23 protein-coding genes and 1 pseudogene are annotated in these 25,827 nt (G+C 59.2%); 7 read left to right on the forward strand and 17 right to left on the reverse strand.

From position 1 onward, the window contains the following. A partial coding sequence (locus tag B8784_RS07435; RefSeq protein WP_143435342.1) for a transposase occupies positions 1–273 on the reverse strand: 273 nt, incomplete at its 3' end. A gap of 481 nt (positions 274–754) precedes the next feature. Between B8784_RS07435 and B8784_RS21250 the strand changes: the two are divergent. Beyond that, positions 755–871 (forward strand): annotated as a pseudogene (locus B8784_RS21250) (transposase); the annotation flags it as partial. A gap of 419 nt (positions 872–1,290) precedes the next feature. Here the strand turns inward: B8784_RS21250 and B8784_RS07450 are convergent. From B8784_RS07450 to B8784_RS07490, 9 genes are read right to left on the reverse strand one after another with little or no spacing between them, the layout of a single operon-like run. Beyond that, the gene (locus tag B8784_RS07450) at positions 1,291–2,283 is read right to left on the reverse strand and encodes an alpha/beta fold hydrolase (protein WP_034827876.1); all 993 of its coding nucleotides are present in this window, start codon (positions 2,281–2,283) and stop codon (positions 1,291–1,293) included. Beyond that, positions 2,280–3,917 carry a flavin-containing monooxygenase gene (locus tag B8784_RS07455; protein ID WP_034827878.1) on the reverse strand — a complete coding sequence of 546 codons (1,638 nt, stop codon included), beginning with the start codon at positions 3,915–3,917 and terminating at the stop codon, positions 2,280–2,282. Before B8784_RS07455 ends, B8784_RS07450 begins: the two co-directional genes overlap by 4 nt. Next, on the reverse strand, positions 3,914–5,527 hold the full coding sequence (locus B8784_RS21885) for an acyl-CoA synthetase (protein ID WP_034827879.1): 1,614 nt from the start codon (positions 5,525–5,527) through the stop codon (positions 3,914–3,916). Before B8784_RS21885 ends, B8784_RS07455 begins: the two co-directional genes overlap by 4 nt. A 57-nt stretch (positions 5,528–5,584) precedes the next feature. Beyond that, positions 5,585–6,676: an acyl-CoA dehydrogenase family protein gene (locus tag B8784_RS07465; protein ID WP_034827880.1), complete on the reverse strand. Its 1,092-nt coding sequence runs from the start codon at positions 6,674–6,676 to the stop codon at positions 5,585–5,587. After that, the gene (locus B8784_RS07470) at positions 6,676–7,926 is read right to left on the reverse strand and encodes an acyl-CoA dehydrogenase family protein (protein ID WP_034827881.1); all 1,251 of its coding nucleotides are present in this window, start codon (positions 7,924–7,926) and stop codon (positions 6,676–6,678) included. The genes B8784_RS07465 and B8784_RS07470 overlap by 1 nt, the downstream gene beginning before the upstream one ends. A gap of 7 nt (positions 7,927–7,933) precedes the next feature. Then, positions 7,934–8,395: a Zn-ribbon domain-containing OB-fold protein gene (locus tag B8784_RS07475; protein WP_034827882.1), complete on the reverse strand. Its 462-nt coding sequence runs from the start codon at positions 8,393–8,395 to the stop codon at positions 7,934–7,936. After that, complete coding sequence (locus tag B8784_RS07480) at positions 8,392–9,582, reverse strand: thiolase C-terminal domain-containing protein (RefSeq protein WP_034827883.1); 1,191 nt, start codon at positions 9,580–9,582, stop codon at positions 8,392–8,394. The genes B8784_RS07475 and B8784_RS07480 overlap by 4 nt, the downstream gene beginning before the upstream one ends. Before the next feature lie 24 nt (positions 9,583–9,606). Then, positions 9,607–10,749, reverse strand: coding sequence for an NAD(P)H-dependent flavin oxidoreductase (locus B8784_RS07485; protein ID WP_034827897.1), 1,143 nt, complete (start codon positions 10,747–10,749; stop codon positions 9,607–9,609). Positions 10,750–10,794: 45 nt separating this feature from the next. Beyond that, complete coding sequence (locus B8784_RS07490; RefSeq protein ID WP_233356018.1) at positions 10,795–11,430, reverse strand: FadR/GntR family transcriptional regulator; 636 nt, start codon at positions 11,428–11,430, stop codon at positions 10,795–10,797. Here B8784_RS07490 and B8784_RS21890 point away from each other — a divergent pair. From B8784_RS21890 to B8784_RS07510, 5 genes are all read left to right on the forward strand, one after another. Beyond that, entirely contained in the window at positions 11,335–11,556 is a 222-nt protein-coding gene (locus B8784_RS21890; RefSeq protein WP_233356019.1) for a hypothetical protein, read from the forward strand. The two genes, B8784_RS07490 and B8784_RS21890, sit on opposite strands and share 96 nt — an antisense overlap. A gap of 169 nt (positions 11,557–11,725) precedes the next feature. Next, positions 11,726–12,988 carry a cytochrome P450 gene (locus tag B8784_RS07495; RefSeq protein ID WP_034827886.1) on the forward strand — a complete coding sequence of 421 codons (1,263 nt, stop codon included), beginning with the start codon at positions 11,726–11,728 and terminating at the stop codon, positions 12,986–12,988. 29 nt (positions 12,989–13,017) lie between these two features. After that, positions 13,018–13,344 (forward strand): 2Fe-2S iron-sulfur cluster-binding protein, encoded by a 327-nt coding sequence (locus B8784_RS07500; RefSeq protein WP_034827898.1) that lies wholly within the window; start codon positions 13,018–13,020, stop codon positions 13,342–13,344. Positions 13,345–13,411: 67 nt separating this feature from the next. Next, complete coding sequence (locus B8784_RS07505; protein ID WP_034827888.1) at positions 13,412–14,623, forward strand: acyl-CoA dehydrogenase family protein; 1,212 nt, start codon at positions 13,412–13,414, stop codon at positions 14,621–14,623. A gap of 18 nt (positions 14,624–14,641) precedes the next feature. Then, complete coding sequence (locus B8784_RS07510; protein WP_034827890.1) at positions 14,642–15,712, forward strand: acyl-CoA dehydrogenase family protein; 1,071 nt, start codon at positions 14,642–14,644, stop codon at positions 15,710–15,712. A gap of 33 nt (positions 15,713–15,745) precedes the next feature. Here the strand turns inward: B8784_RS07510 and B8784_RS07515 are convergent, their stop codons facing one another. From B8784_RS07515 to B8784_RS07535, 5 genes are all read right to left on the reverse strand, one after another. Continuing rightward, entirely contained in the window at positions 15,746–16,516 is a 771-nt protein-coding gene (locus B8784_RS07515; RefSeq protein ID WP_206741025.1) for an NUDIX hydrolase, read from the reverse strand. A 330-nt stretch (positions 16,517–16,846) separates the two neighbouring features. Next, complete coding sequence (locus B8784_RS07520; RefSeq protein ID WP_081815039.1) at positions 16,847–20,008, reverse strand: efflux RND transporter permease subunit; 3,162 nt, start codon at positions 20,006–20,008, stop codon at positions 16,847–16,849. Then, positions 20,005–21,123, reverse strand: coding sequence for an efflux RND transporter periplasmic adaptor subunit (locus B8784_RS07525; RefSeq protein WP_084397053.1), 1,119 nt, complete (start codon positions 21,121–21,123; stop codon positions 20,005–20,007). Before B8784_RS07525 ends, B8784_RS07520 begins: the two co-directional genes overlap by 4 nt. Beyond that, positions 21,120–21,539: a PaaI family thioesterase gene (locus tag B8784_RS07530; protein WP_034827893.1), complete on the reverse strand. Its 420-nt coding sequence runs from the start codon at positions 21,537–21,539 to the stop codon at positions 21,120–21,122. The genes B8784_RS07525 and B8784_RS07530 overlap by 4 nt, the downstream gene beginning before the upstream one ends. Further along, on the reverse strand, positions 21,536–22,414 hold the full coding sequence (locus tag B8784_RS07535; protein ID WP_051594966.1) for an alpha/beta fold hydrolase: 879 nt from the start codon (positions 22,412–22,414) through the stop codon (positions 21,536–21,538). The genes B8784_RS07530 and B8784_RS07535 overlap by 4 nt, the downstream gene beginning before the upstream one ends. Before the next feature lie 67 nt (positions 22,415–22,481). On the opposite strand from B8784_RS07535, the gene B8784_RS07540 reads away from it, so the two are divergent. Beyond that, entirely contained in the window at positions 22,482–22,943 is a 462-nt protein-coding gene (locus tag B8784_RS07540; protein WP_158085622.1) for a MarR family winged helix-turn-helix transcriptional regulator, read from the forward strand. A 503-nt stretch (positions 22,944–23,446) separates the two neighbouring features. On the opposite strand, the gene B8784_RS07545 is transcribed toward B8784_RS07540, so the two are convergent. Together B8784_RS07545 and B8784_RS07550 are read right to left on the reverse strand one after the other, a co-directional pair. Beyond that, complete coding sequence (locus B8784_RS07545) at positions 23,447–23,836, reverse strand: hypothetical protein (protein WP_034827895.1); 390 nt, start codon at positions 23,834–23,836, stop codon at positions 23,447–23,449. Between the two features lie 4 nt (positions 23,837–23,840). Continuing rightward, the gene (locus B8784_RS07550) at positions 23,841–25,802 is read right to left on the reverse strand and encodes a conjugal transfer protein TraG (RefSeq protein ID WP_084397055.1); all 1,962 of its coding nucleotides are present in this window, start codon (positions 25,800–25,802) and stop codon (positions 23,841–23,843) included. Positions 25,803–25,827 lie beyond the last annotated feature (25 nt).

Below are 25,827 nucleotides of genomic sequence, written 5' to 3' on the forward strand. Positions count from 1 at the left end.
AATCTCGTTCGCCTGGCGAAGCTCCTTCACTTCGCGCTCAAGCATCTTGATCCGCTCGCGCTCTTCGGTGCTTGGTCCCGCCCGCTTGCCGGCATCCCGCTCGGCCTGCGCCACCCAGCCATGCAGCGTCTGCGGCACGCACCCGATCTTGCCGGCAATCGAGACGATCGCTGCCCATTGCGACGGGTACTCCCCGCCATGCTCCATCACCATCCGAATGGCTCGCTCACGCACCTCTGGCGAGTAAGGATGTCTCTGCTTCCTGTCTGTCATAAAACCACTCTCTCAATGAAAATGGCCTCCGGCAAACCCGGCGCGGTTCATTCCAACCAAACCTAGCCATGGTGTCAAAAGTTCACTCTGGCTTTGTGCAGCTCGAAATTCAACCGCTATATTCAAAGCAGGAAAAAAGTGCTGGCTAGATTAATCTAGCCAGCAAGTCTACCGAAACTGCGGAATGTAGGAGGAGGCCTTCCTGACGATGTGATACTTTCCTCACTTCGTCAGGGCGACTGGTTTGACATTCCACCGCTCAGACAAGCCGCAGGCACTCGTGCTACCGGCTGTTGCCAACCTTAATACACGAAATTTCCGCACGGGTCCATACTGTATGTAAGCAAACGGACTTTTGCCGACCCCTCATCGGCCTCCCGACAGCCCATTTGCTTGCATATGGTATGCATTCATACAATGTGACCTGATACCCATTTGGTTCCGCATTTGAATGGAGAGTCTGTCGCAACGGAGACAGACAATGCGCAAAAGCAAATTCACTAAGGAACAGATCATCGCGATCCTGGCTGAACAGGAACGAGGCATGGCAACCGCAGACGTGTGCCGGCGTCATGGTGTCAGCTCGGCCAACTTCTATATCTATGGACGGCTCTCCCGGTGCAAGCGATTTGAGTCCTGATCGAACCGGTATTGGATGCCAACATCTACTGGCAACGACCCGCAACGTGACGGCATCGCCTCGTGCCCAGACGCACATGCCCTTGCGCTTCTCCACCATCCGGACATGCTTCCGCCGGGCGGCATGGCGAAGGGCCTGGACGACCTTGAAGACGACCGAATTGCGCAGCGTGGCATCCGTCGCGTCAAGTCGGCGCTCGATCATCACCCGCTCAGCGAGATCCCGGGTTGTGAGTTCGCCATCGACCTCAAGATGGCGCACACAGATATCGGTGAACAGCCGGATCGACGCATTTATATGAGCCAGGTCTTGCTTCGCCTGCGCGATCTGAGCCTGGTACGCCGTGATCCGCCCGTGGATCTCGGCGCGCTTGTCCTTCACGCACACCTTGGGTGTGCCTGCGCCTCCCAAAGGGAGAGAATGCTTCTGAGCGCAGTTAAAAAAGCTAATGGCTGATCGAGCATCAAATGGTGGCGCGCCTCAGGTACGGCGATTATCGGAATGTCACCGCCCCCTAGCTCGCGGATGTAGTCAGCCGAGTCCCTGGTGAAGAGCTGACTCTTTCCGCCATGAACGATGATCTTGCGGCCCGGCGCATTCACGAGTCGATGGCCGATTGTGAGCCATTCGTCGGACTTATTGCTTCGTCGGAATACCTCGGGTGAGAACTTCCATGTCCAACCGTCTCCGTCGCGTCGCATTGAATGATACGCCATGTAATCTAGGAGGAACGGCTCGCCGACTGGCTGGGGCGGAGAAAGGACGTATCTTTTGCGCGCCTCTTCATAGCTCGCATAGAGCCGGTTGGGCTTGTCAGGATCACCTGATCCCGGGCTTGAGCGGCGATGGTTCCAGTATTGATCGAGGAGCTCGGCTCGCATGACCATCAGATCGCAAATCACGACGCCGGAGAAAGCATCGGGCGACAGGGTCACGGCTGTCAGCGCTGCGCCCGCGCCGAAACTGTGCGCGATGATGGTGGGTTTGTGGCCATCTGTAAACAGATCGAGTGCCTCGGCAATCTCACCAAACTCGCGCCCCCTAGCCGCGGGATCGGCTTGCCCGCGCATCTCCGTGTCGCCCATGCCGGCGAGATCGAACGCCACCACGTCGTAATCTTCTGCGAGAAACGGAGCGATGAAGGCAAAGCAACGGGCGTGGGAGAGAAAGCCATGTGTCATAAGCACTTTCGGCTTTTTCCGGTCGCCCCAGCGGAAGTAGTGCGTCCTGGCACCGTCGATCTCAACATAACCTTCTTCGCGCGGCACCTTGAGGGCCGACACAAACCATTCCGGCAGATGCGAACCATCGCCGGCCCAGACAGGGTCGATGTCGTCGGGAAAATCTCCAATCTTGGACAATACGTTCATTTCGTTAAGTGTTCCTTGCTAGTGGGTTTGTCGATCACGAAGCCGCGATACCCCTCGTTCGCTACATCTTCGCAGAGTGCGACATAGCCAGACACGCTTGGAAAATTGATCAGTTGACGCGTCTTGCCCGGGATGTTTGCGCCCATGTACCAAGAATCCGCTTCGGGAAAGAGCGTCATCGCGCCTGCTTGGGCAACCATTTCGGTCCAGCCCGTTTCAGCTGCCGGATCGGCTTCGAAAAGATCGACACCATTTTCCCGCATCCAGACCAGAAAGTCGCAGATCCAGTCACCCTGTATCTCTGCGCTGGTCGGGCCGTTTGAGAAACCCGACGGGCTGAGTGGCCCGTATGTGAACAGCATATTGGGAAAGCCAGACACCGCCATTCCCAGATAGGCGCGTACTCTGTCTTCCCACGCATGGGACAGTGATAGGCTGTTCGTCCCCCTGATGTTCATATCGATCAGCCCGCCGCGCCCGGCATCGAAGCCGGTGGCGAAAACGATGAGGTCGCATTCCATCTCGCCGTCTTTGGTCGTAATAGCGTGCGGTCCGATCCGGATGATCGGAGTTGCCTTGAGATCGACCAGCGCGACATTGTCTTGCGCGAAAATTTCGTAATATCCCTGTTCAAGCGAAGGCCGCTTCGTGCCGAATGGATGCGGCGGTTCGGATGGGGCGAGTTTCTCGGCCAGATTGGGATCGGCGATCCTTGCGCGAACCTTGTCGCGCCAGAAATCGTAGGCGTGCCGGTTGGCTTCGCGGTTGGTAAGCAAGTCAGCGAAGTTGTGATACCAGAACCTGAGGCCGCCCTGTTGCCACAGATCTTCAAAGTGCGCGGTGCGCGCTTTCTCGTCAACTTCGAGCGCCGATACGTCTAGCGATTGGCATTCGAATCCTCCGCTCGTCTGCTTGCGCGTTTCGAAGATCGCGGCATAGCCCTTCTTGTCCCGTTCCTGGTCTTCTGCCGAAAGCTTCTTCTGCTGCATAGGCAGCGCCAGGATTGGTGTTCTTTGAAAGAGGGTCAGCTTCGATGCGGATTTGGCAGCTTCTTGCGCGACCTGCACACCACTTGCACCGGTGCCGATCAAGGCAACCTTACGTCCGCTGAGATCGACACCCTGCTGCGGCCAGCGCGCCGTGTGAAACCATTGGCCTTCGAAATCCTCAAGGCCGGGAAAATTGGGGACATACGGCTTTGATGCGAAACCAAGAGCGGGCAACAGGAACCGTGTCGAAACAGTTTTGTCGCTGTCGAGTTGCAGACGCCATTGCTTCGTCTCCTTCTCATAGTGCGCGCCTTTGACCCCAGACCCCATGCGCATCATGGGCCAAAGGTCGAGCGTATCGCAAACATGCCGGAAATACGCTCTGAGCTCTTCCCAACCGGGAAATCGCTCGCTCCAGGCCCATGATTTCCACACTTCAGGTATAGAGTACTCGTAAAGCGGAACCTGTGAATCCACTCGTGCGCCTGGATAGCAATTCCAGTACCAGATGCCGCCGGGCTGGGCCGCAGCATCCACCAGCAACACGTTGAATCCAGCGTCACGCAACTTGTGGAGCAGGTATATCCCGCTGAAGCCGGCACCGACGATTACAACGTCGTAATCAGGAGACTCCCGATGGCTCACGGTGCGACCGTCAAACGTTCGGCGATTGCTTTCGCCGTTGCATAGTCGGCCTTGCCGTTGGATGCACGCAGGGGTTTTTCCGTCGGATGTATGGCCTTGGGCGTTTTGTATCCTGCCAGTTGATCGCGCACATGGTCCTTGACAGCTTGCTCGTCGAACGGGACGCCGTGGTTGAGGTGGACGACGGCCGTGACGGCCTGGCCCCATTTTTCATCCGTTACACCTACGACCAGCGCTTCACCGATGGCGGGATGGGTCTTGAGCACTTCCTCGACTTCTTCTGGGTATACCTTCTCGCCAGCAGTGTTGATGCATACGCTGCCGCGGCCTAGCAGGGTAAGGCTTTCATCGGCCTCTACCCGGCACCAGTCACCCGGAATCGAATAACGCACGCCATCGATTGTGCGGAATGTCTTGGCGGATTTTTCGGGATCTTTGTAATATCCCATGGGGATGGCCCCCTTGCGGGCGATAAAGCCAGGCACGCCGCTTCCTGGTTCGACTTTCTGATCGTTTTCGTCGAAGACATCGCAGAATTCGCCAATCCCGAATTTCGCGGTGTTCGTACCGCCCTGAGCAGTCGTGACGGAGAGGCCGAAGCCGAGCCCTTCGGAGGCGCCGAAACTATCCATCAGCACGATTTGGGGAATATGCTTGCATAGACCGGCCTTAATCTCCTTGCTCCACATCACGCCGGACGAGATTATGGAGACGAGGCTCCTGGTATCCCAGCGGCCCGGGTTTTCTTCGAGCGCGCGAAGCATTGGCTTAGCAAAGGCATCGCCCACAATTGCGATGCTTTCCACCTGGTGCTTTTCGACCGTTTCCCACAATTCTGAAGCTTCGAAGGAAGGGGCCGTCAGCGTGACGATCGCGCCGCCCGACATGAGCGCACCTATCGCGGTGATGAAGCCCGTCCCGTGCATGAGCGGGCAGGCGGAGAGAGTGCGCCTGCCGGGCCCCTCTTTCTCGATCAGCGCAACATTTTCTTCCAGCGTCTGCGGAACCGAGCCCAGTAACTTCTGCGCGTCCAGCTGGGCCTTGCGCATGTCGTCGTGCCGCCACATCACGCCTTTCGGCATCCCGGTCGTGCCGCCGGTATAGATGAAGAGCAAATCGTCGGGTGAGCGTTCGATGCCGAGTGCCGATCCGTCCCCTTTTTCCGCCAGCGTCTCATAGGGACTCGCAAAAGACGCGATTTCGGAAGGGTCGCCAATTTCGACGAAAGTGTGAACCTTCTCGAGCCTATCCTTGAGTTCGACGATGCATTCGCGAAACTCCGAACTGTAAACAATCACTTCGCTGTCAGAATCGTGGAAAATGTAGAAAACTTCTTCGGCGCGATAGCGGTAATTGATGTTCACATGAGTCAAGCGCCCCTTAAAACAAGCCGCCATCAGCTCGCCATATTCGGGTCGGTTGCGCATGTAGAAGGCCACCTTGGCACCATCGCACGCTCCGCGTTGACGCAATGCGCGCGCGATATTATTCGAACGCGCGGACATTTCGGGCCAAGTGACGATCCGGTCGCCGTGTATCAGCGCCGGAGCGTCCTGAGGCATGGCGGGCTCGACAGCGTCGAGAATGTCACCGAGGTTCCAGTCGATCATTTTCCTTCTCCCTGCCGGACGGGGCAGCCAGTCTCGGACGCCCCCTCAACGAGTGTGTTACGCGGCCTTGATCCAGCCTTGCAGTGCTGCCGCCTCGGCCCGCACCGTTTCGGGTCCGCCAAGCACCTGCCGGTCGAATCCAATGCGTTTGAACCAGTAGTGGAGACCGATCAGGTCCGTGAATCCCATCCCGCCATGCACTTCGGTGGAAGTGCGGGCGACAAAGCGATGGACTTCGCCGGTGTGTGATTTCGCGTGGCAGGCGACGAGCGATGCCTCTGTCGGAACTGCGTCAAAGGCGTGGGCGGCGTACCAGACGAGCGAACGGCACGGTTCATGCCGCGCGGCCATCTCGGCGCACATGTGCTTTACGGCCTGGAAACTGCCGATAAGGCGACCAAACTGTTCGCGCTGGCCAGCATAATCGACAGCCTTTTCGATCATGGCCTGACCTGCGCCAAGACTGTCGGCGGCGAGGATCACACGCCCCGCAGCGCGCAGCCGGCCCACTGCAGCTCCCCCATCATCAGCCAGTGGTTCCGCTTCGGCCCCGTCAAACCGCAACTCCCCGACGCTGCGGGTCCGATCGATGGTCGTCAGCGCGATAGCCTTCAGGCCCGACGCCTTGGCACCGACAAGGTGCAGCCTGCCGCCGGAATCGGCGACGATGAAGGCATCGGCTCCTTCGAAATCGAGTGCGAACAGGGCGGTGCCGTTGAGCTTCCCGGCAGCAAAGGAAACCCCCGCGCCGTCGCGCACCTCGATTGTCTCGGAAATCGCGACACCAATACGCGCCTCGCCGCTCACGATCTTTGGCAGCCAGTGGGCCTTTTGCTCCTTGCTGCCTGCCTCGCTCAGCGCGATAGGCGTCAGAACATGACTGGCGAGAAAAGGTACTGGCGCGACCGCATAGGCGAGCTGTTCCGCAACTATGGCAGCGTCGAGAAGGGTCATGCCGAGGCCGCCATGCTCTTCCGGTACCAGCATCCCGGGAATTCCCAGGTCCTGGACGGCGCGGAGCACCTTGTCGCTAAGCGGATTGTCACGCTCGGTACATTCGCGGACATGATCGAGCGGGCAGGTATCCGCAAGACACCGCGCAACGGCATCGCGCAGCATCTGCTGGTCCTGAGAAAGTCCGAAATCCATTAGGCTGATCCCTGTTTGTGACGCGGCATGTCTGCGGTTGCTTTCGCCGCATCCGAAATCTTCGCCAGCTTCGGTTCGCGCGGCATTTCGAGGCCACGTTCAGCGATGATGTTCTTCTGGATCTGGGCGGTGCCGCCGCCGATGATGAGACCGAGCTGGAACATATAGTTCCATTGCCACGCCCCCCCTTCCCGCTCACGCGGGCTGTGGTGATAGAGAATGCCCAGTTCGCCCATGGCGTCGATTGCCAGCGCGGATATCTGGTGAGCGAGTTCGCAGCTTTGCAACTTGACGATCAGTTTCGCCATGCCGCCCGGCTCACCCCTGAGGCTGTTCGAAAGGATCCGCATCCCATTGTATTTCATCGCCGCCACTTCGGCCTGCAGTGCCACCAGCCGGTCGCGCAGTACCGGATTGTCGATCGCGCGACCCTGGCCCAAACGCTCTTCCTGCATCAGCGCGATCAGTGCCTCCAGCCGGTTTTCAAGCGCGTCGGGATCGCCCAGCATTCCGCGCTCATGGCCAAGAGTTGCGTTCGCCACGAACCAGCCCTGGCCCCGCTGGCCGACGATCTGATGCATGGGGACCCGGACATCGGTAAAGAACACTTCGTTGAATTCGGCATGACCGGTCATCGTCTTCAAGGGGCGAACCTCGATGCCCGGCGTGTCCATCGAAAAGATCAGGTAGGAAATGCCGCCATGCTTGGGCGCGTCAGGTTCGGTCCTGACCAAGCAGAAGATCATGTCGGCCTGCTTGGCGGTGCTGGTCCAAATCTTCTGGCCATTGACAACAAATTCGTCGTTCTCGATGTGCGCGCTGGTCTTGAGATTGGCGAGGTCCGACCCGGCACCGGGTTCGGAATAGCCCTGGCACCAGACAACATCGCCTTTCAACGTGGGTTCGATCCAGCGCCGTTTCTGTTCCTCGGTGCCGAGTTCGAGCAGGGTCGGCACGAACATCGAGATTCCCTGATTGGAAAGTCCGCCCGGCACCCTGGCCCGCGCAAATTCCTCTGCGATGATGCGCGATTGGAGAATGTCCGGCTCCGCTCCATAGCCGCCATACGCCTGCGGGATCGTTCGAGCGGTATACCCATGCTCGATCAACAGCTTCTGCCATTCGACCGCCTTGGACGAAGGTCGGGCCGCCCGGTCAGAAGAAGGCGGAGCAAGATGGCTGTGCGCTTCGATAAAGGCCCGCACCTGCTTGCGGAAGACATCGTATTCGGGTCCATATTCGAGATCCATGGCGCTTCTAACTTTCACTCAGGCGGAAAACAGGAAGGCGGAAGTCCTCACCGATCAGTTCGAACTCCACGACCACCGGAAGGTCGAGCGCAAGACGCTCGTGATCGCAACCAACCAGCCGCGTGGCCATGCGCACCCCCTCTTCCAATTCAACCACCGCAGCCACGAAGGGGATGTCGGCGGCAAAAGCCGGGTGGAGGGCCTGGTGGGTTACGGTCCAGGAAAACAACGTGCCCCTGCCGCTGCTGCGTTCCCAGGAAAATTCCGGCGAGCCGCACTTTGCGCACATATAGCGCGGCAAGTGGCGGAAGCTGCCGCAATCGCCGCAGCGCTGGAAATAGAGATGGCCGTCCTGGCACCTCTTCCAGAATTCCTGCTCAACCGGGTCTTGTGGGCGCGGTCGCGGCTTGGGTGGCACAATCTGCGCGGAGGGCCGCATTTTGGGGGGCAGATCGCTTTCGCTGCTCATGCAAACCTCCTGAGAATGGCGATGCTGCCGTCGCCTAGGTCGCCCCAACCGGTCACGAGGCCGGTCTGGGCTCCCGGCACCTGGCGCTCGCCGCAGTCGTGACGAAGCTGACGCACTGCCTCGACCACGTGGTTGAGGCCCCAGACATGCGCCTCACTGAGCAAGCCGCCATGGGTGTTGATCGGAAAGCGGCCACCCAGCTCAATCTGGCCGTTGGCGACGAATTCGGCCTGTCCGCCTGGTTCGCAATACCCCATCGCTTCCAGTTGCAGCAAGACGACATAGGTAAAGCAATCGTAGATCTGCAGGAAATCCATGTCCTCGCGCTTGACGCCAGCCATATCGAAAGCGCGCGGGGCGGCATAGCTAAGGCCGATCTTGAAGGGATCGGGCCGCGACGGGATGTCGTCGGCGGGATAGGGGTGGCCTTCCGCGGCACCGGCGATGCTGACGGGCACATGGGGCATATCCCTGGCCCGATCCATTCGCGATATGACAACCGCGCAGGCCCCATCGGTTTCAAGGCAGCAATCGTAAAGGCGGAAGGGCTCGGATATCCAGCGCGCTGAATGATAGGTTTCCGCGTCGAGTGCGCGCCCATAGGTAAAGGCGCGCGGATTCAACTGCGCGTGACGACGGCAGGCCAGCGCGACGGCCGCCATCGCATCCGCACCCACGCCGTAAAGTTTCGAGTGGCGGGTCGCCAGCCAAGCATACATCTGCACCGGCAGGAACACACCATAGGGGATGTAATAGCCCTGGATGGTATTGGTCAGCGTGTTCATGTTCATCGCCCGAGTGGGCGGGGCACCCGGCTTGGACCTGAGGGCGGAATAGCCGTTCCAACCGAGCGTGACCAACACGTGATCGCAAAGCCCGCTGGCAATCGCCATCGCAGCGTTCTGCAGCGCCGTCGTCGGGCTGGCGCCACCCATGTGAACGGTGGCCGCATAACGCAGCACATCAATGCCGAGATTGGCGGCCATTTCCTCCGAGGTCGTATAAATCGGCGGCGGCACCATGCCGTCGATATCGGAAGGTTTCAGGCCGGCATCCGCGATGGCGCGGCGCGAGGCTTCCAGCATCATGTCCACTGCAGTCCGTTCGGTGCCCTTCACGAATACGGTTTCGCCCACACCCGTTATGGCGGCCTTGTCGGCAAAGGATAAGGTCTGTGAAGCGCTCATACCGCGTCCCCGTCTTGCCGGAATTCAGGAATAGAATCTGGCATCAGCCAGCGCCCTTTCGGCCCCGTCGACAAGATCGCGCATGACCTCTGCCGCTGGACGGATCGAATGGATCAGACCGATTCCCTGCCCCGCGAAGCCGGGCATGATATCCTTGCGCTGAGCCTTGATGCCCGAAGCCATGACCGGCCCTGAAATCATCGACTGGTAAGGCATGGGAAGCGGTTCCTTGCCCGCCGCAACCCAGGCATCGGCCCATTTGTTGCGGATCATGCGCGCGGGCTTGCCGGTCATCGAGCGGCTGACGATGGTATCTGCATCGCCGCTTTCGGTGATTGCTTCCTTCTGGAACCGTTCGATGCCGGCTTCTTCGGTTGCCAGGAACGCCGTGCCGACCCACGCGCCCACAGCGCCCAGTATCATCGCCGCAGCGACTCCGCGGCCATCGGAAATTCCACCCGCTCCGATCACCGGAACCCGGTCCCCCACCGCATCGACCACTTGCGGAATCAGCGAGAAGGTTCCGATCGGGGAGTTGTGTCCGCCGCCATCGTGACCTTGCGCAACAATCATGTCGATACCGGAATCGACCACCTGTTGGGCATGTTTGACCTTGCCGATCACCGCCATGACCTTGGTGCCATTCGAATGAAGGCGGTCCATCCACGGTCCGGGATTGCCGAGGCCGGCGGCATAGACTGGCACCTTTTCCTCGATTACAACTTCCATCTGCGCCTCGAAAAACTCCCGCGAGAACAGCTGCGGCCCGCCCTTGCCCATTTCCGGCGCGCCAGCCGCGCGCATGGCCATTGCGGCATCCACTTCGGGCAGATCCTCGCGTTCCATGAAATCGCGGGTGAACTGCTGGTATTCGCCAAGCAATGCCATCGGGTTTTCGGGCACGGCGCCGCTTTGCGGGGCCGAACCGCGCCTGACGGAGGCAGGCAGAAGGGTATCGACCCCAAACGGTTTGTCGGTCAGCTCGCGGGTCTGGCGGATCCAGCTACGCAACTGGTCCGGCGAGCAGGCCGCAGCGCCAAGAACGCCAAGCCCCCCCGCATTAGATACTGCAGCCGCGAGCGCGGGGATACTGGCCCCGCCCATCCCGGCCAGAAGGATCGGGTACTCGATCCCGAGAATTTCGCAAATGTGGCTCTTGAGTGCCATCGTGTTACCTTCTCCAAATTGCGCCATCCACGGGCGCCTGTTATTTTACGTCTGCCCCCACTTGACCTTCTGGGACACAAGCTCAGGGCGTCTTTCTGCGAGATAGGAGGCGGAGCCCGCCACGAGACGAGCCATCGACTGCCGCGCTCCTTCGGCATCGCCCTTGCGCACAGCTTCAAGGACGCGGCGCAAGAAGCGCAACTGGACCGCACGCTCTTGCGCCGAATACCCCAGCGAGAGCGAAAATTCGCGGGTAAGCATGTGCAACGCGGAAGTCAGAAGGCCGAAAAGCGGATTGCCGCTGGCCCAGCCGAGCATATCGTGAAAACGGCGATTCAGTTCCTCGAACTGGCTGCTGGCTTCGTTGCGCTCCAGCTCTTTGAGGCAATCGGCAAGTGCGCTCAGATCACCCGTGGTCGCGCGCTGGGCGGCATAGGCTGCAACATTCGGAGCTATGGCTTCGCGCAGTTCGAGCAGGCCCCTGAGGTCTGCTTCCATGAATTGCAGGATGAGAGAAAGATTATTCGCAAAATCACCGGTCTGCGGGCGGGCGACCACCGGGCCGCCACTACGGCCCAGTTGAAGATGGATTACGCCCTGAAGCTCAAGGAAGCGGAGCGCTTCGCGCAAAGTCGCTCGAGCGACATCGTATCGCGCAAGCATTTCGTCCTCGCGCGCCAACCTGTCGCCCGCAACATGCGCCCCGGCTTCGATATCGCGTACGATGTCATGCGCAAGCGTGAGCGCGCGCTTGGCTTTCCTGGAATCATCGACCTTCGGTTGCATCTCCGGGAATCGCTCCTCTGATAAATCCTTATAAGGGTTTATCGGCGGATATGTCTAGAGTTTTCCTAAACAGTTCACAGTTTGACCGAATCTTGCAATAATCCTTATAAGCTTTATTGACCACGGCCTGCAAATTCCCTAACTATCCGCAAACGAGGTGAGTCTGCTTGCTGGGTATGGAGGACAAGACATGAGCATCGACACGATGGAGCTGGATACTGCCGAAAAAATCGCGGCCATGCCGATCGACGAAATCGATGTCTCTCGGCCGAGCCTTTTTCAGCAGGACACGATCGGCCTGTTCTTCGACCGGCTGCGCAAGGAGGAGCCAGTCCATTACTGCCGTGAAAGCCATGTCGGACCCTTCTGGTCGATCACCAAATTCGACGACATCATGGCCGTCGATACCAACCACAAAGTCTTTTCATCGGAGGCAAAGCTCGGCGGTATCGCCATCCAGGACATGCATAGTGTGGAAGGTGCGCTCGAACTTGAAATGTTCATCGCCATGGATCCTCCAAAGCACGACCAGCAACGCAAGGCCGTCACCCCCGCTGTGGCACCGTCCAACTTGCTGTTGCTCGAACCGACAATCCGCGAACGAGCGTGTCAGATTCTCGATGATCTACCGATCGGCGAGGAATTTGATTGGGTTGACAAGGTCTCGATCGAATTGACCACGATGACCCTTGCCACCCTGTTCGATTTTCCGTGGGAAGAACGCCGCAAGCTCACCCGCTGGTCTGATGTCACAACCGCTGCTCCTGAAACCGGCATCGTCGCATCGTACGAAGCGAGGCGCGAAGAGCTCATCGAGTGCGCGATGTATTTCAAGGGCCTGTGGGATCAGCGCGTCAATGAGCCGCCGAGGAACGACCTGATTTCCATGATGGCGCATGCCCCGGCGACAAAGGATATGCCTTTCCTCGAATTTCTGGGTAACCTCCTGCTGCTGATCGTGGGCGGCAACGACACCACGCGCAATTCAATCAGCGGCGGTGTGCTCGCCCTCAATCAGAACCCCGACGAATATCGCAAACTGAATGACGACCCATCGTTGATCACCAGCATGGTGCCGGAAATCATCCGCTGGCAGACGCCGCTGACTCACATGCGCCGCACCGCGCTTCAGGAATGGGAGATCGGCGGCAAACAGATCAAGAAGGGCGACAAGGTCGTGATGTGGTACCTGTCGGGCAACCGCGACGACACGGTTATCGACCAGGCCGACCGGTTCATCATTGACCGCAAGAATCCGCGCCATCACCTGTCATTCGGCTATGGCATCCATCGCTGCATGGGCAACAGGCTGGCAGAACTGCAGTTGCGGATCATCTGGGAAGAGATTCACAAGCGCTTCGCCAAGGTCGAAGTGACCGGCCAACCCGAGCGCCTGTATTCAACCCTTGTGCGTGGGATCACCAAGCTGCCGGTGCGGCTGCACGCCCGCTGATTTACCAAAGCAGAAATACGGAGTTTATGATGGTCAAAGTGACGTTCGTATCCAGCGATGGAACGCGGCGGGAAGTCGAAATTGCTGAGGGCGAAACAGCGCGCGAAGCGGCGCTTTTCAACGGCGTGCCGGGCATCGACGGCGATTGCGGCGGGGCCTGCGCCTGTGCGACCTGTCATGTCCATGTCGACCCGACCTGGATCGACAAGGTGGGTCGTCTGAAGGAAGGCGAAGCGGAGGCCGAACTCCTGCAATTTGCAGAAGGGGCCAGCGAATACAGTCGCCTCGCCTGCCAGATACCCATGGAAGCTGCGATGGAAGGTTTGGTTTTGCACGTTCCTGCGCAGCAGTACTGACCAGCCAGAGCGCGGCCTTGTCGTCCGAGTGGGGTGCCACGAATTTGATTTTTGAACGGAGGTTTCCGTGCCAACACAACTAGAATCCGATGTCCAGACGAGCGAAGACGCGTTTCGCACCGAAGTGCGGCAATTCCTCGCCACCAATTTCCCTGACGAACTCAAGGGCACGGGCAATATGATGGCCGGGCTCGACGGTCCGACCGACGAGAACCCTGTCCAGAAGAAATGGCGAGAAGCCGTGGGCGGGCGTGGTTGGGGCACGCCAACCTGGCCCAAGGAATATGGCGGGGGCGGACTGACCAAAGGCCAGGCCAGGATCATCGAGCATGAGTTCGCCAAGGTCGGCGCCTACAATCCGATCGGCGGAATGGGTGTGATGATGTTCGGCCCGACCTTGCTCGAATACGGCGACGAAAGGCAGAAGCTGGAGCATATCCCGCCAATCTGCCGTGGCGAAATTCGCTGGTGCCAGGGCTACTCGGAGCCGAATGCCGGATCAGACCTCGCAAACCTGCAGACCTTCGCGGTCGACAAGGGCGATCACTACCTCATTAACGGCCAGAAGACCTGGACCAGCGGTGGCCAGTGGGCTGACAAGTGCTTTGCCATCGTCCGCACCGACCGGTCAGACAAACACAAAGGTATCAGCTTCATGCTGATCGACATGGACGCACCCGGCGTTGAAGTCCGCCCGATCACAATGATCAGCGGAACCAGCCCGTTCTGCGAGACCTTCTTCACCGATGTGAAGGTGCCGAAGGAAAATCTCGTGGGCAAGGAAGGCCAGGGCTGGACTATCGGCAAGCGCCTGCTTCAGCACGAGCGCACGAACATTTCGGGCGGAGGGCGCCTCGCCGGCATGATGGGCCAGAGCCTTGGCGATATCGCCAAGAAATACTGCGAAACCGGCGGTGATGGCGCGCTCGTCAACAAGGTCCTGCGCGACAAGATCGCCGATCTTGAAATCCGCTGGAACAGCTTCCTGCTCACCGCGCGTCGTGCGGTCGAGGAAAGCAAAGCGCAAGGCGGCGTTTCAGAGATCAGTTCGGTTCTGAAAAAGGTCGGCACCAAGTTGGCCCAGGACCGCAGCGAGTTGCTGATCGAAATCCGCGGCTTTCAGGGCCTCGGCTGGGAAGGCGACGAGTTTGGCAATGACGAACTTGAGGATGTGCGCGGCTGGCTCTTCGGCAAGGCAGCGACGATCTATGGCGGTTCGACCGAAGTCCAGAACAACATCATTGCCAAGCGGGTGCTTGGCATGCTCGACCACCAGTAAGCGAGGGTAGCAAGGACAATGGCAGTTCTCAGCGAAGAACAGGAAATGCTGCGCAACATGGCGCGCGACTGGGCGACCAAGGAAAGCCCGGTATCCGAGTTCCGCAAAGTCCGCGCAGCAGGCCAACCGCAGGCCTACAACGCTGACGCCTATGCCGCGATGGCCGAAATGGGCTGGGTCGGGATCATCATTCCCGAGGCCCATGGTGGATCAGATTTCGGTTTCTTGTCGGCCGGCCTCGTGATCGAGGAACTCGGCAAAACGCTGACCGCAAGTCCGCTGGTGGCCACAACCATCGCGGCGAGCGCAATCCTGCTCGGCGGAAGCGACGCGCAGAAGGCCAAATGGCTTCCCAGGCTCGCCAGCGGCGAAACCGTGGCAACGCTGGCTGTCGATGAAGGAGCGCATTGCGATCCCTCCGCAATCGAGACCAGCGTTTCGGGCGGCAAGCTGACCGGCAAAAAGGCATTCGTGCACGAGGCGCATGGCGCCAGCCTCTTCGTGGTCGCAGCCAAGGACGGCCTATACCTGGTCGAAAAGGGCGATGGCGTTTCACTGACCACGCGCAAGCTCACCGATCAGCGCAGCCACGCCGATATCCAATTCGCTGGCGCTGCCGCCGAGAAGCTCGAGGGCGGAGGCGACAGTCTGCTTGGCGACGTGCTCGACCGGGCGCGCGTGCTTTCCGCTGCCGAAATGCTCGGCATGGCGCAAGCTGTGTTCGACACGACCCTCGACTATCTGAAGCAGCGTGTGCAGTTCAATCAGGTGCTTGCTACTTTCCAGGCGCTGCAACATCGCATGGCGGATCTGTTCGCCGACCTCACGCAGATGCGCTCCGCGGTCGAGGCGGGTTTACAGGCAGTCGACAGCGGTTTCGGAGTCGCGCGTGCAGCGACCATCGCCAAGGCCGAGGCAAATCGCGTACTGCACGCGATCAGCAATCAGGGTATCCAGCTGCATGGCGGCATCGGGATGACCGACGAATTCAATGTCGGCTTCTACCTCAAGCGTGCTCGCGTGCTCGAGGCGAGTTGGGGGTCGTCAAGCTACCTCAGGGACCGTTTTGCACGATTGTCCGGTTACTGACGACGAAGGTTTCTCGCCACTCGCAGCTTGCCGTCAGCCCACAATTTCGTAGGCCGGGCCGTAACCCGCGTCTTCGGGAATAGTGAGGACATTCTTCCCGTCTCGCTGAATGATTTCAGGCAGAACCGTTACGATATCGCGGGTTTCAGCCTGCGCCACGCAATCCGCTGCGCTCGCAGATTTGGCCAGCAGTTGCAGGTTCAAGCGTGTAGGAAATATAATGGTTCGCTCGCCGCTGGCTTCCATTTCCAACGCCTTGTGCGGCGAAAGCCATTCCGCATCGACGGTTTCGTATCCATCGCATGCGGCAATCTGGCGTTCGGGCGCGCGAACAACGAAGAAATGTGTGTCGAAGCGCTTGTGCATGAAGGTGGGCGTTATCCACCTCGCGAAATTGCTTAACCGATCGAGGCGTAGGTGCACACCGGCCTCGCGAACGACGTCAAGAAATTCGCGCTCCCCTCGCTCCACCGCTTTGCGGCTTTCAAGATCACATGTATCCTCGAACGCGCCGCCGTCACGATAATCGCCTAGCAGGATGCCGGCTTCCTCGTACGCTTCGCGGATCGCGGCAATCCGCAAAGTGCGCTGCGTATCGTCGAAAGTGCTCCAGCCCTCGCAATGATTAGCCCATTCGAGAGCTTCATCACCGGCCGAAGGCTTTCCTCCGGGAAATACCAGCGCGCCGGAGGCAAAATCGATCTGGTGATGGCGTTTGACCATCAGGACCTGAAACTCCGGCGCGTCGCGAAGTAGGAGCATGGTCGCCGCGGGGACGGGATCGACGGGCTTCTGCATGGTCATCAGTTTCTCCAGTAGTCTAGGTTCGGACCCAAACGATTTGTTGTAGCACAGGGCCATTTGCAGAGGCTACGCCGCTGGATTTGCATTCTCAAGGCCGTTTGCCCTGACACTGCCATCGGACGAAATGAACTCGTCGATTCAGGTGAAAAAGTTCTAAACCGCAAAACATCGCCTCAGCCGTCCGAATGCAGACGCAACGCAGCACTGGTATCTCACAGTTTGTTATTCGGCCTTCTCACTGAATTTGCGAACTTTGATTTGTTCAGCGCAATCCGCCAAGATTGACCAAATAAAATCCCACCCACAGTGACCGGCACCAATAATTCGCCATCAAATGACGTCTTCTGTTGCCCCGCCGGTAAGGGCGGCCGATCGTGCAGCATCCTCGCCGCGTCTTAACCGCGTGAGCGGCCATAGGAACAGCCGCGTTAGCTTTCTGACGACGTTGGCAACATCACTAGGGATCATGAAGACCGCTGGAATGACGACAAGCGTCAGGATCGTTGAAGAGGTCAACCCTCCAATGAGAAGCGCGCCGAGCGCGTTGCGCCACTCAGCTCCATCCGAGGTCGCCAATGCGACTGGCACCATGCCAAAGATTGCGGAAAAGGCAGTCATGAGAACGGGGCGAAGTCGTTCAGGACAAGCTTGAAGGATCGCGTTTCTTTCTGTCATTCCTTCCGCGATCAACTGGTTTGCGCGGTCGACGAGCAAGATGCCATTCTTCATCACGATCCCCATCAGTCCGATCAGGCCAATCTGTGCGAAGAGGGAGGATTCTAGTCCAAAGTAATATAGCCCGGCGAATGCTCCAGAGAAGCTGAGCGGCGCCGTTACCATGATCAGAAGCGGCTGTACGAAGGAATTAAATTGGCTCGCAAGCACCATGTAGAGCGCCAGCAAGGCGAGCAGTAACGCGAAGCCGATCGCGCCGGCGGTCTCCTGCATGCGTTCCGACATGCCGCCGACCGAGTAAGTGATGCCAGCCGGCGGTGGGTTGACTTCAAGCACCTTGATCAATGTGGTTGTCGCCTCACCCAGGGAAACACCGGTTGCAGAACTGGCAAGCACCGAGATCTTCCGGGCGCGGTCTGATCGATCAATTTGCGACGGGCCGGAAGCGAACTCAACACGTGAAACCGCTCCAATATCTACCAGTCGCCCGTCTGCACCGCGCACTTGAATGCGATCAAAATCCCGCACGCTTTCCCTCTGGTCTTCCTCCAGACGCAGGCGCACATCATATCGCTTTCCGCCCTCTTCAAAGGTTCCTGCATCGAGTCCGCCCAGGGCAATCCGGGCTGTATCCGCCAAGGCACGAGCGGAAACGCCCTGGTCCCCGGCCCGCGTTCGGTCAAACAGAATCTGTGCTTCCGGTCGACCGCTCTCGAAGCTGGTTCTGACATCAGCAAAATCAGGTCGGGCACGCATCTCACGCACGAGATGATCGCCATATTGCGCAAGGGAGTTGAGGTCAGATCCCTTTAACAACAAGTCGATGTCCGAGCTACCGGAGGTCGTCCCGCTGACCCACGGAACTTCAAGGACGGATATCTTAACCGCCTCAGGGGATGCAATGCGGATGGCTTTCCGCGCTTGGTCCATGATTTCAAACTGACCCGTTTGGCGCTCCTGTTTCGGTGTCAAGGAAGCGTATAGATCGATGACACGGGCGTCCGCTTGCGCGCCTGCCCCGATCGAGACGAACACTTCTTCAACGTGCTCGATCTTGCGGAGTTCAGCATCAATCTTTTGCGCGGCGTCGAGCGCAGAAACAACGCCAGTGCCCAGCGGCAGCTCGATCGAACCCTGAAACTCGCTCCTGTCGGCGCGCGAGGTAAAACCGGAAGGAACGCGAGCTGCATACCACGCACCGGCAAAAACCGAGGCACACGCAATAAGAATCACAACTATGCGAAATCGAACGGCCAGCTTTACGAGACCTGCATAGGCCCGGTCAGTTGAGTCCCAGAAGGCTTCGAGCGGCCGAAAGACGGGTGAAACGCCACTGGATGTGAGGATGCGCGATGCAAGCATTGGCGTGAGTGTCAAAGCAACGAGCAAAGAGACCGACACCGAAAACACGATCGTCAGACCGTATTGGAAAAAGAAGCGTCCGACGATGCCATCCATGAAGGCAATCGGAACAAAAACGGCAAGTGTGGCTGCTGTGCCTGCAACCACGGCAAGTCCCACTTTACGTGTACCGTCCAGCGCGGCCTCAAGCGGTGGCTTCCCCTCTTCCAGCTCTTTCATGATCGCTTCAATAACGACGATGGCGTCGTCTACGAGCAGTCCGATGGCAACGGTGAGTGCAAGCAGCGTCAGGACGTTGATCGAAAACCCCAGAAGATAAAAGCCAAAAAAAGTGGCCACAAGGGATGTCGGGATCGCCAGGGCCACGATGATCGTCGCTCTGAAATTCAGGAGGAAAACAAAGGTCACGGCAACGACAAGCCCGATGGCAATCACGACGTCATGGGTGACGTCCTCGATTGAGCTCTCGATAAATTTCGACACATCTCTTGTCGCGACAATCGTCACTCCGGCGGGCGCAAGCGCGCGCAAGTCTTCTGCGGCGGCCTTGACCTTGTGCGAGACCTCGACAGTATTCTGACCTGATTGTTTCCTGATATCGAGCGAGATACCTCGTCTGCCATTCAGGAATGCCGCTGAGCGCTCATCCTCCAGGCCGTCCTCCACGCGGGCAACATCAGAAATTCGGATTGTGACGCCATTTTCCCGATAGGCGACTGGCAAGTCTGCAAAGCCATTCGCAAGGGTAACTTCAGCGACAGTTTTGACACCAAACTCCCGCGTGCGGGCATCAGTTTCCATCCGCCCGCCGGGAAGCTTTGCATGCTCACTCTGGATCGCACGCCGTACATCATCCGCCGTGACGCCAAACGCCCTCAGTCGCTCATTGTCGAGCCAGATGCGCACCGCGCGCTCACGACCCCCGACCAATTTCACGGCGCCCACACCGTCGAGGCGTTGAAGACGTTCCTTGGCCACATCGTCGGCGAACGCAGTCAACTCGGCGATTGGCAGATCGCCGGCGATCATGACGGAGATGATCGGCGCCGCGTCCGGATCGACCTTGTCCACGATGGGTGGATCCATATCCGCAGGCAATTCTGCCAGGGCGACCTGCACTTTGTCCCGAACATCCTGGACCTTCTCGCGGGCATTGGAGCTCAGATTGAACTCGATCAGAATTTGTGCGCGCCCTTCACTGGAAAAGGATTGCAGCGTTTCAATTCCGTCGATCGTGTTGATGTACTCTTCCAGGATGTCGGTGACTTCCGACTCCATGGTTTCCGCAGAGGCCCCGTCCAGCGTCGCCGTCACATTGACATACGGAAATTCAACATCGGGAAACAAGTCAACGCCCAATCGTCCCATCGACATAAGGCCGAGGCCGACCAAGGATGCGATGAGCATCACGGCAAATACAGCGCGGCGGATCGAAATATCGACGAGCCACATCATGAGGGTGTGAGCTCAATCCTGACGCCGTCATACAGCGGCTCCGAGGCTGTCAGCACGACTGTTTCTCCGATCGTCAACCCGTCAAGAATCTCTACACGATCAGCATCGATGTCTGTGATTTTTACGGGACGACGCTTAGCTTGCGCGTTTGTGACAAGGTAGACGTATCGATCTTCGCCCGTACCTTGAATTGCTCTACGCGGCAGGACGGTGGCAGACCGGGGATCAACTTCGACCTCGGCGCGGACCGACTGCCCGGCTTTGACAGCGCAATCGGGGTTCGCAAATGCCATGCGGAATTCTACCATCCGCGAAGTCGGATCAACTCGGTCGTTCAAGATGAGGATCTGTGATTCTATCGGATCACTGCGGCCATCGACGTAGAGATGACCTTTCAAGTCGAGCCGCAAACGCGCGAGCTCGGACTCAGGCGCAAACAAGATCGCCGCAGCAATCCCGCACTCCTGAACCTGAACAACGGCGGAGTTGCCCATTCCGGAGAAGCGGTTGGCCATGAACACGCCCTCATCGATATAGCGAGCTGTGATGGCGCCATCGAATGGCGCGCGGACTGTTGTATCCCCGAGCGCCTGCTTGGCGGTTTCCACTTTTGTCTCCCCGAGTCGCAGGTTGGCGCCGGCAACCTCCAGGGCGGTTTTGGCATCGTCAAAGACCACAGGGGACACGACGCCTTTGGTTTCCAGTGGCGTGTAGCGGTCCACGAGTGTCTGTGCGCGTCTAACTTCGGCCAGGGCAACGTCCCGCATTGCTTCGGCTTCGACGAGGCTGCGCTGATAATCGACCTGCCGGGTTCTAAAGAGCGGGTCGCCCTTACGAACCCTGTCACCCACCCGGACGAAAATCTGTTCAACGACCCCCTCCGCCAACGCGCCGATATTGCTGGTTTGCTTGGCGGCAATGGTCCCGGATGCAATCAAATAGTCGTCCCGCATGACCGTTTCTGCGGATACCGTTTCAACCTGGACAACCCGGGTCTCGACTTCAGCGGTAACGCCGGCCGCCGCAGGGACGGCTTGCCCTTCAGGCTCTGCGTCCCGGCATCCCGAGACCAGAATCAAAATCACGCAGAGAGAGAGCGTCGTGCGAATCCTCACGAACGCCCCTGCATCAGGTAGGCGCCGCGCCCGCTCGAAAGCAGGGCTCCGTCGGCGTTCATTACAGTTGCTTCGGCGACAGAGAGAGTTGCCCCAAGACGGACAATTCTTCCCGTTACACTCAGCGTTCCTGGCGTGGCCGGTTTGTGATAATCGACCCGCAAGTCCGCCGTCGCGGCAGGCATGTTACCCGAGGCGAGCAGGGCGTAAAATCCGGTAAGATCAATCAGCGCAGCGATGACACCGCCATGGGCGGATTGTATCCGCGGATTGGAAACCACTTCCTCTCGCCATGGCATTTCCAGCACCAGCTTTTCCGGGTCCGTGCTGATCGCCTTCAACCCTAACCAACGATGGAAGGGTGCCGCTTCGAGTGCAGCCTGCACCTGTTCCAGACTGAGCATGGAATCACTCATACAGGGGTCTGCTCTCGTATCGTTCGAAGAAAGGACACAACCGCTTCGATGAACACATCGTTGCGATCGCCGGCCACCATATGTCTTGCGCCTGCAACGTCAGTGTAATGTGCCTGTGGCGCGAGGGATCTAAACGCCGCGACGGAGTCTTCTGAAACCAGCTCGCTCATACGCCCACGAATGAGATGAAGCGGCACACGGATGTCCCGAACCGCTTGCTCCAGATCACCGGTGTGAGCAACTCCGGAGCGGCGCATGACGCCGGTGATAAAAGCAGGGTCCCAGTGCCATCGCCAACGCCCATCTTCGCCCTGCCGAAGGTTCTTGCGTAGCCCTTCAAGGTCTTTCGGCCTGGGACGGTGTGGTAGGTAGGTGGCAATCACATCAGCGGCCTGTTCCAGTGAGTCAAAGCCTTCGTGAACATGCGCGCCCATGAACCCGACAACCTTGGTGACACCCGCGGCGTCCATGTTCGGCGTAATGTCGACCAGCGTAACCGATTCAAACGCATCGCGTGACAACATGCCTGCGGCAACTATGGCTGCTAGTCCGCCAAGCGAAGCGCCGACCACATGCGGTCGCGTACCACCACGCGCCACGTGTTCACCAACCTTAATAAGGTCCCGCGCGATAGCTTCCAGAGAGTAATCACCATCTGCAGCCCAATCACTTTCACCGTGTCCGCGAAGATCCAAGGCAATAGAGCGATAGCCTTCAAATGCCACCGTCTTTGCGGCGCCGCTCCAGGCGTGGCGGGTTTGCCCTCCGCCATGGGCAAAGATCACCGGCGGGGCGGCTGGATCGCCAAAAGAACTGAGCGCCAGTTTCAACCCTTGTGCATGAAGATACCCGTCACGACTGCTCAAAATACCCATCCGCTTTGGCTACTTGTAAGGATACTCTTATTAAGTTACCTTATAAATATCGTCAATGGAGAAACGTATGACGTCGCCCACTCGGTCGCCCGCTGCCGTCCTTCAAGGAGATCCCAGAATAGATTTCAGCTTCCTTCTTGGTGACGTCACCCGCCTAGTGCGCCGGGCATACGATCAGGAAATGGCAGCGATTGGCCTGACGCGATCACAGTGGCACCTGCTTGTTTACGTGATCAGGCTGCAGAGCCCGACCCAGACGCAACTTGCGGAAGCACTCGATATTGCGCGTCCATCTGTCGGCACGCTGATCGATCATCTCGAAACCACAGGTTACGTCTCACGTGTGCGCGATGCTGGCGACCGACGTGTCTGGCGGATTATTCCGACCCGTTTGGCGATCCAGCGCGCAGAAGAGTTTGCGCGAGCGGCCGAGCGTGTTGCATCGCAAGCCTTCGACTCGGTCGCGCGCAATGATCTGACCAAAGCAACGGCTTTGCTTTTGACAATTAGCGACAATCTGAAGTCCTGACTCGTCTTTGGCCGGACTGAAATGAGGAACTCCCGCGAAAGTCGCGGATCGGCACACAAACGAAACACTGCGGCACCTGACCCGCCACTGAGTTTCTGTCCGAAGGGGAATGGCGTTTTTCGGCGTCAAACCCCGAGCAATTGCTGGTCAAATGTCGCGTTTGGGCCAATCCAGCTCTGATGGCCAGAACATTACGACCGGCTGGTTCGCTCAACAAGCGCCGTTACGCCCAAGGGTGGAAGGCTGCTCGATTTCAAACTGAGGCACAACCGAACTGAGACCCACAAGGGCGGACATTCTCAGGAACAATTGGTTGAGGCAGCGACATGATCCTTCGGGAACATTCTTGGATGCGGCAATACGTCGGCCATCTCGGTTGTCGCTCATCACGACGTCGACCGCTTTCGGATCTGCAGATGCCGATCCCTCGTTTCCAATTGCTCCCCCCCTTACCGCCGCGGCGGCGACTCGACTTTTCATGGGCGGTGTGAAGGCAACCTGGCCTACCTATCGATATCCCGTGTATCGCGACCTCCAATCTTCCGCGCGACCTGCCCGATGAAATGATCGAACCGCTTCTGGCCGAGGGCATGGGCGATGTCGCGTTCGCCTTCCGGGATCGGTTCGGTGCGGGTCAGCCAATAGTAGATGTAGTGGGCGAGCGTCTCATAGGTGTAGGCGACATCGCGTTCGATCTCGGCCTGTCTGCGATCAAAGGCATCAACCCTTGCCAGCAGCCGTTCTTCCAAAACCGAGCGCGCCTCGGGGTCGAACCAGGCCCTGAGCGCATCCTCGACGATGGCGGTCTTGGTCGCTCCGGGCCTGTCGGCCGCCTCGCAGAGCTGGGCATAGAGCTTTGTTGAAATCCGTATGTTGACGCGTGGTTTGCCCATGGGATCAGAACTCCGGCAGGAAATCAGGATCACCTCGATCGGCGGCGACGGCGCGCCGGACGGTTTCGAGGTTGCGGTCATCGGACGGATCGGCGCCGTCCTGCGGATCCGGTGACAATTCGTGCTCAGGTTCCGCATGATGAGCCTCAGCCGTGATTTCATGTTCCGGCTCGCGGGTGCGTTTCAGCGCGAGGCCGTCTGTCTCACCGGGAAACGGTTCTGCTGCTTCGTCAACGACCGAAGCGGCAATACGTGTCGTCCAGGCGGCGGCGGGGGCATCGCCGGTCCATTCGATGGATGCGGGCGGCAAGACACGCCGGGTGAAATTTCCGTCCTCATAATAGCGCAGCTTTTTCGCCAAAACAGGCGGTGCTCCCGACGCCATGACGATCTCGTCGGTCGATGCGAGCTGCATGACTTCGCCGGGCGTCACCAGCGCGCGCTGGGTTTCCTGGCGCGAGACCATCATGTGTGACAGCCAGGGCGCGAGCCGGTGGCCGGTATAGTTCTTCTGTGAGCGGAGTTCCGTCGTCGTGCCGAGGGCATCGGAGACCCGCCGTGCGGTGCGCTCATCATTGGTCGCGAAGGCGATGCGCACATGGCAATTGTCGAGGATCGAATTGTTCGGCCCGTAGGCCTTCTCGATCTGGTTCAGCGACTGGGCAATGAGATAGGCGCGGATGCCATAGCCCGCCATGAAGGCGAGCGCGCTCTCGAAGAAGTCGAGCCGCCCAAGCGCCGGAAACTCGTCCAGCATGAGCAGAAGCTGCCTCTGTCCCTTGTCCGGAAGCTGTTCTGTCAGCCTGCGTCCGATCTGATTGAGGATGAGCCGGATCAGTGGCTTGGTGCGCGACAGGTCCGAGGGCGGAACGACGAGATAGAGCGACAGGGGCTCACCGGCCCCGACAAGATCCTCGATGCGCCAGTCCGAACTGGCCGTCACTTCGGCAATGACCGGATCGCGATAGAGCGACAGAAAGCTCATCGCGGTGGAAAGAACGCCGGAACGCTCATTCTCCGACTTGTTCAGAAGTTCCCGCGCCGCCTGCGCCACGATGGGATGAACGCCGCGCTCCCCCAGATGCGGCGTTGTCATCATGGCGCGCAGCGTGACAGCGAAAGAGCGCTTCGGATCGGACAGGAACCGCGCGCACCCCGACAAGGTCTTGTCCGCTTCGGCATAGAGCACATGCAGGATAACGCCGACGAGCAAAGCGTGCCCGGTCTTTTCCCAATGATTGCGCCGCTCTAGCGAGCCTTCGGGATCAACGAGAATGTCGGCAATGTTCTGGACGTCGCGCACCTCGTGTTCGCCGCGCCGGACCGCCATCAGCGGATTGTAACGGGGAGATTTCCCGTCGGTCGGATCGAACCGCACGCAGCGCGAGAACCCCGCGCGCCAGCCGGAGGTCAGGTCCCAGTTCTCGCCCTTGATATCATGAATGACCGCGCTGCCGGTCCAGGAGAGGAGCGTCGGCACAACGAGCCCAACGCCCTTGCCGGATCGGGTTGGCGCAAAGGCCATCACATGCTCGGGTCCGGCATGGCGCAGATACCGCCCGCGCCAGCGCCCAAGGAACACGCCGTCCTCTCCCAGAAGCCCCGCGCGTTTGAGGTCTGCACCATTGGCCCAGCGCGCCGATCCATAAGTGGTGACGTTGCGCTCATGGCGGCTGCGCAGGACCGAACCTACAATCGCCGCAAGAAATCCGAGCGCCGAACCGGAAACGGCGATCAGGCCGCCCCGCGCGAAGACCTCCGGCGCATAAGCCTCATAGGCATACCACCACTGGAAAAGCCGCCAGGGTTTGTAGACCGGCGCGTCGCCGACGAAGAACCAGGGCGCGCCGAGCGCAGGCTGGAAGCCCAGAGCCTCTGCCGTCATCTGAGTGGCGAGCCAGACCGCCCCGATGATGAGCGCAAACACCACCGCGATCTGGCCGATGAGGATTTTCGTGCCGGTCATGGCGGGTCCTTCCGGGAGCAGGTTT

Source organism: Henriciella aquimarina (assembly GCF_002088975.1).
Lineage (GTDB): Bacteria > Pseudomonadota > Alphaproteobacteria > Caulobacterales > Hyphomonadaceae > Henriciella > Henriciella aquimarina.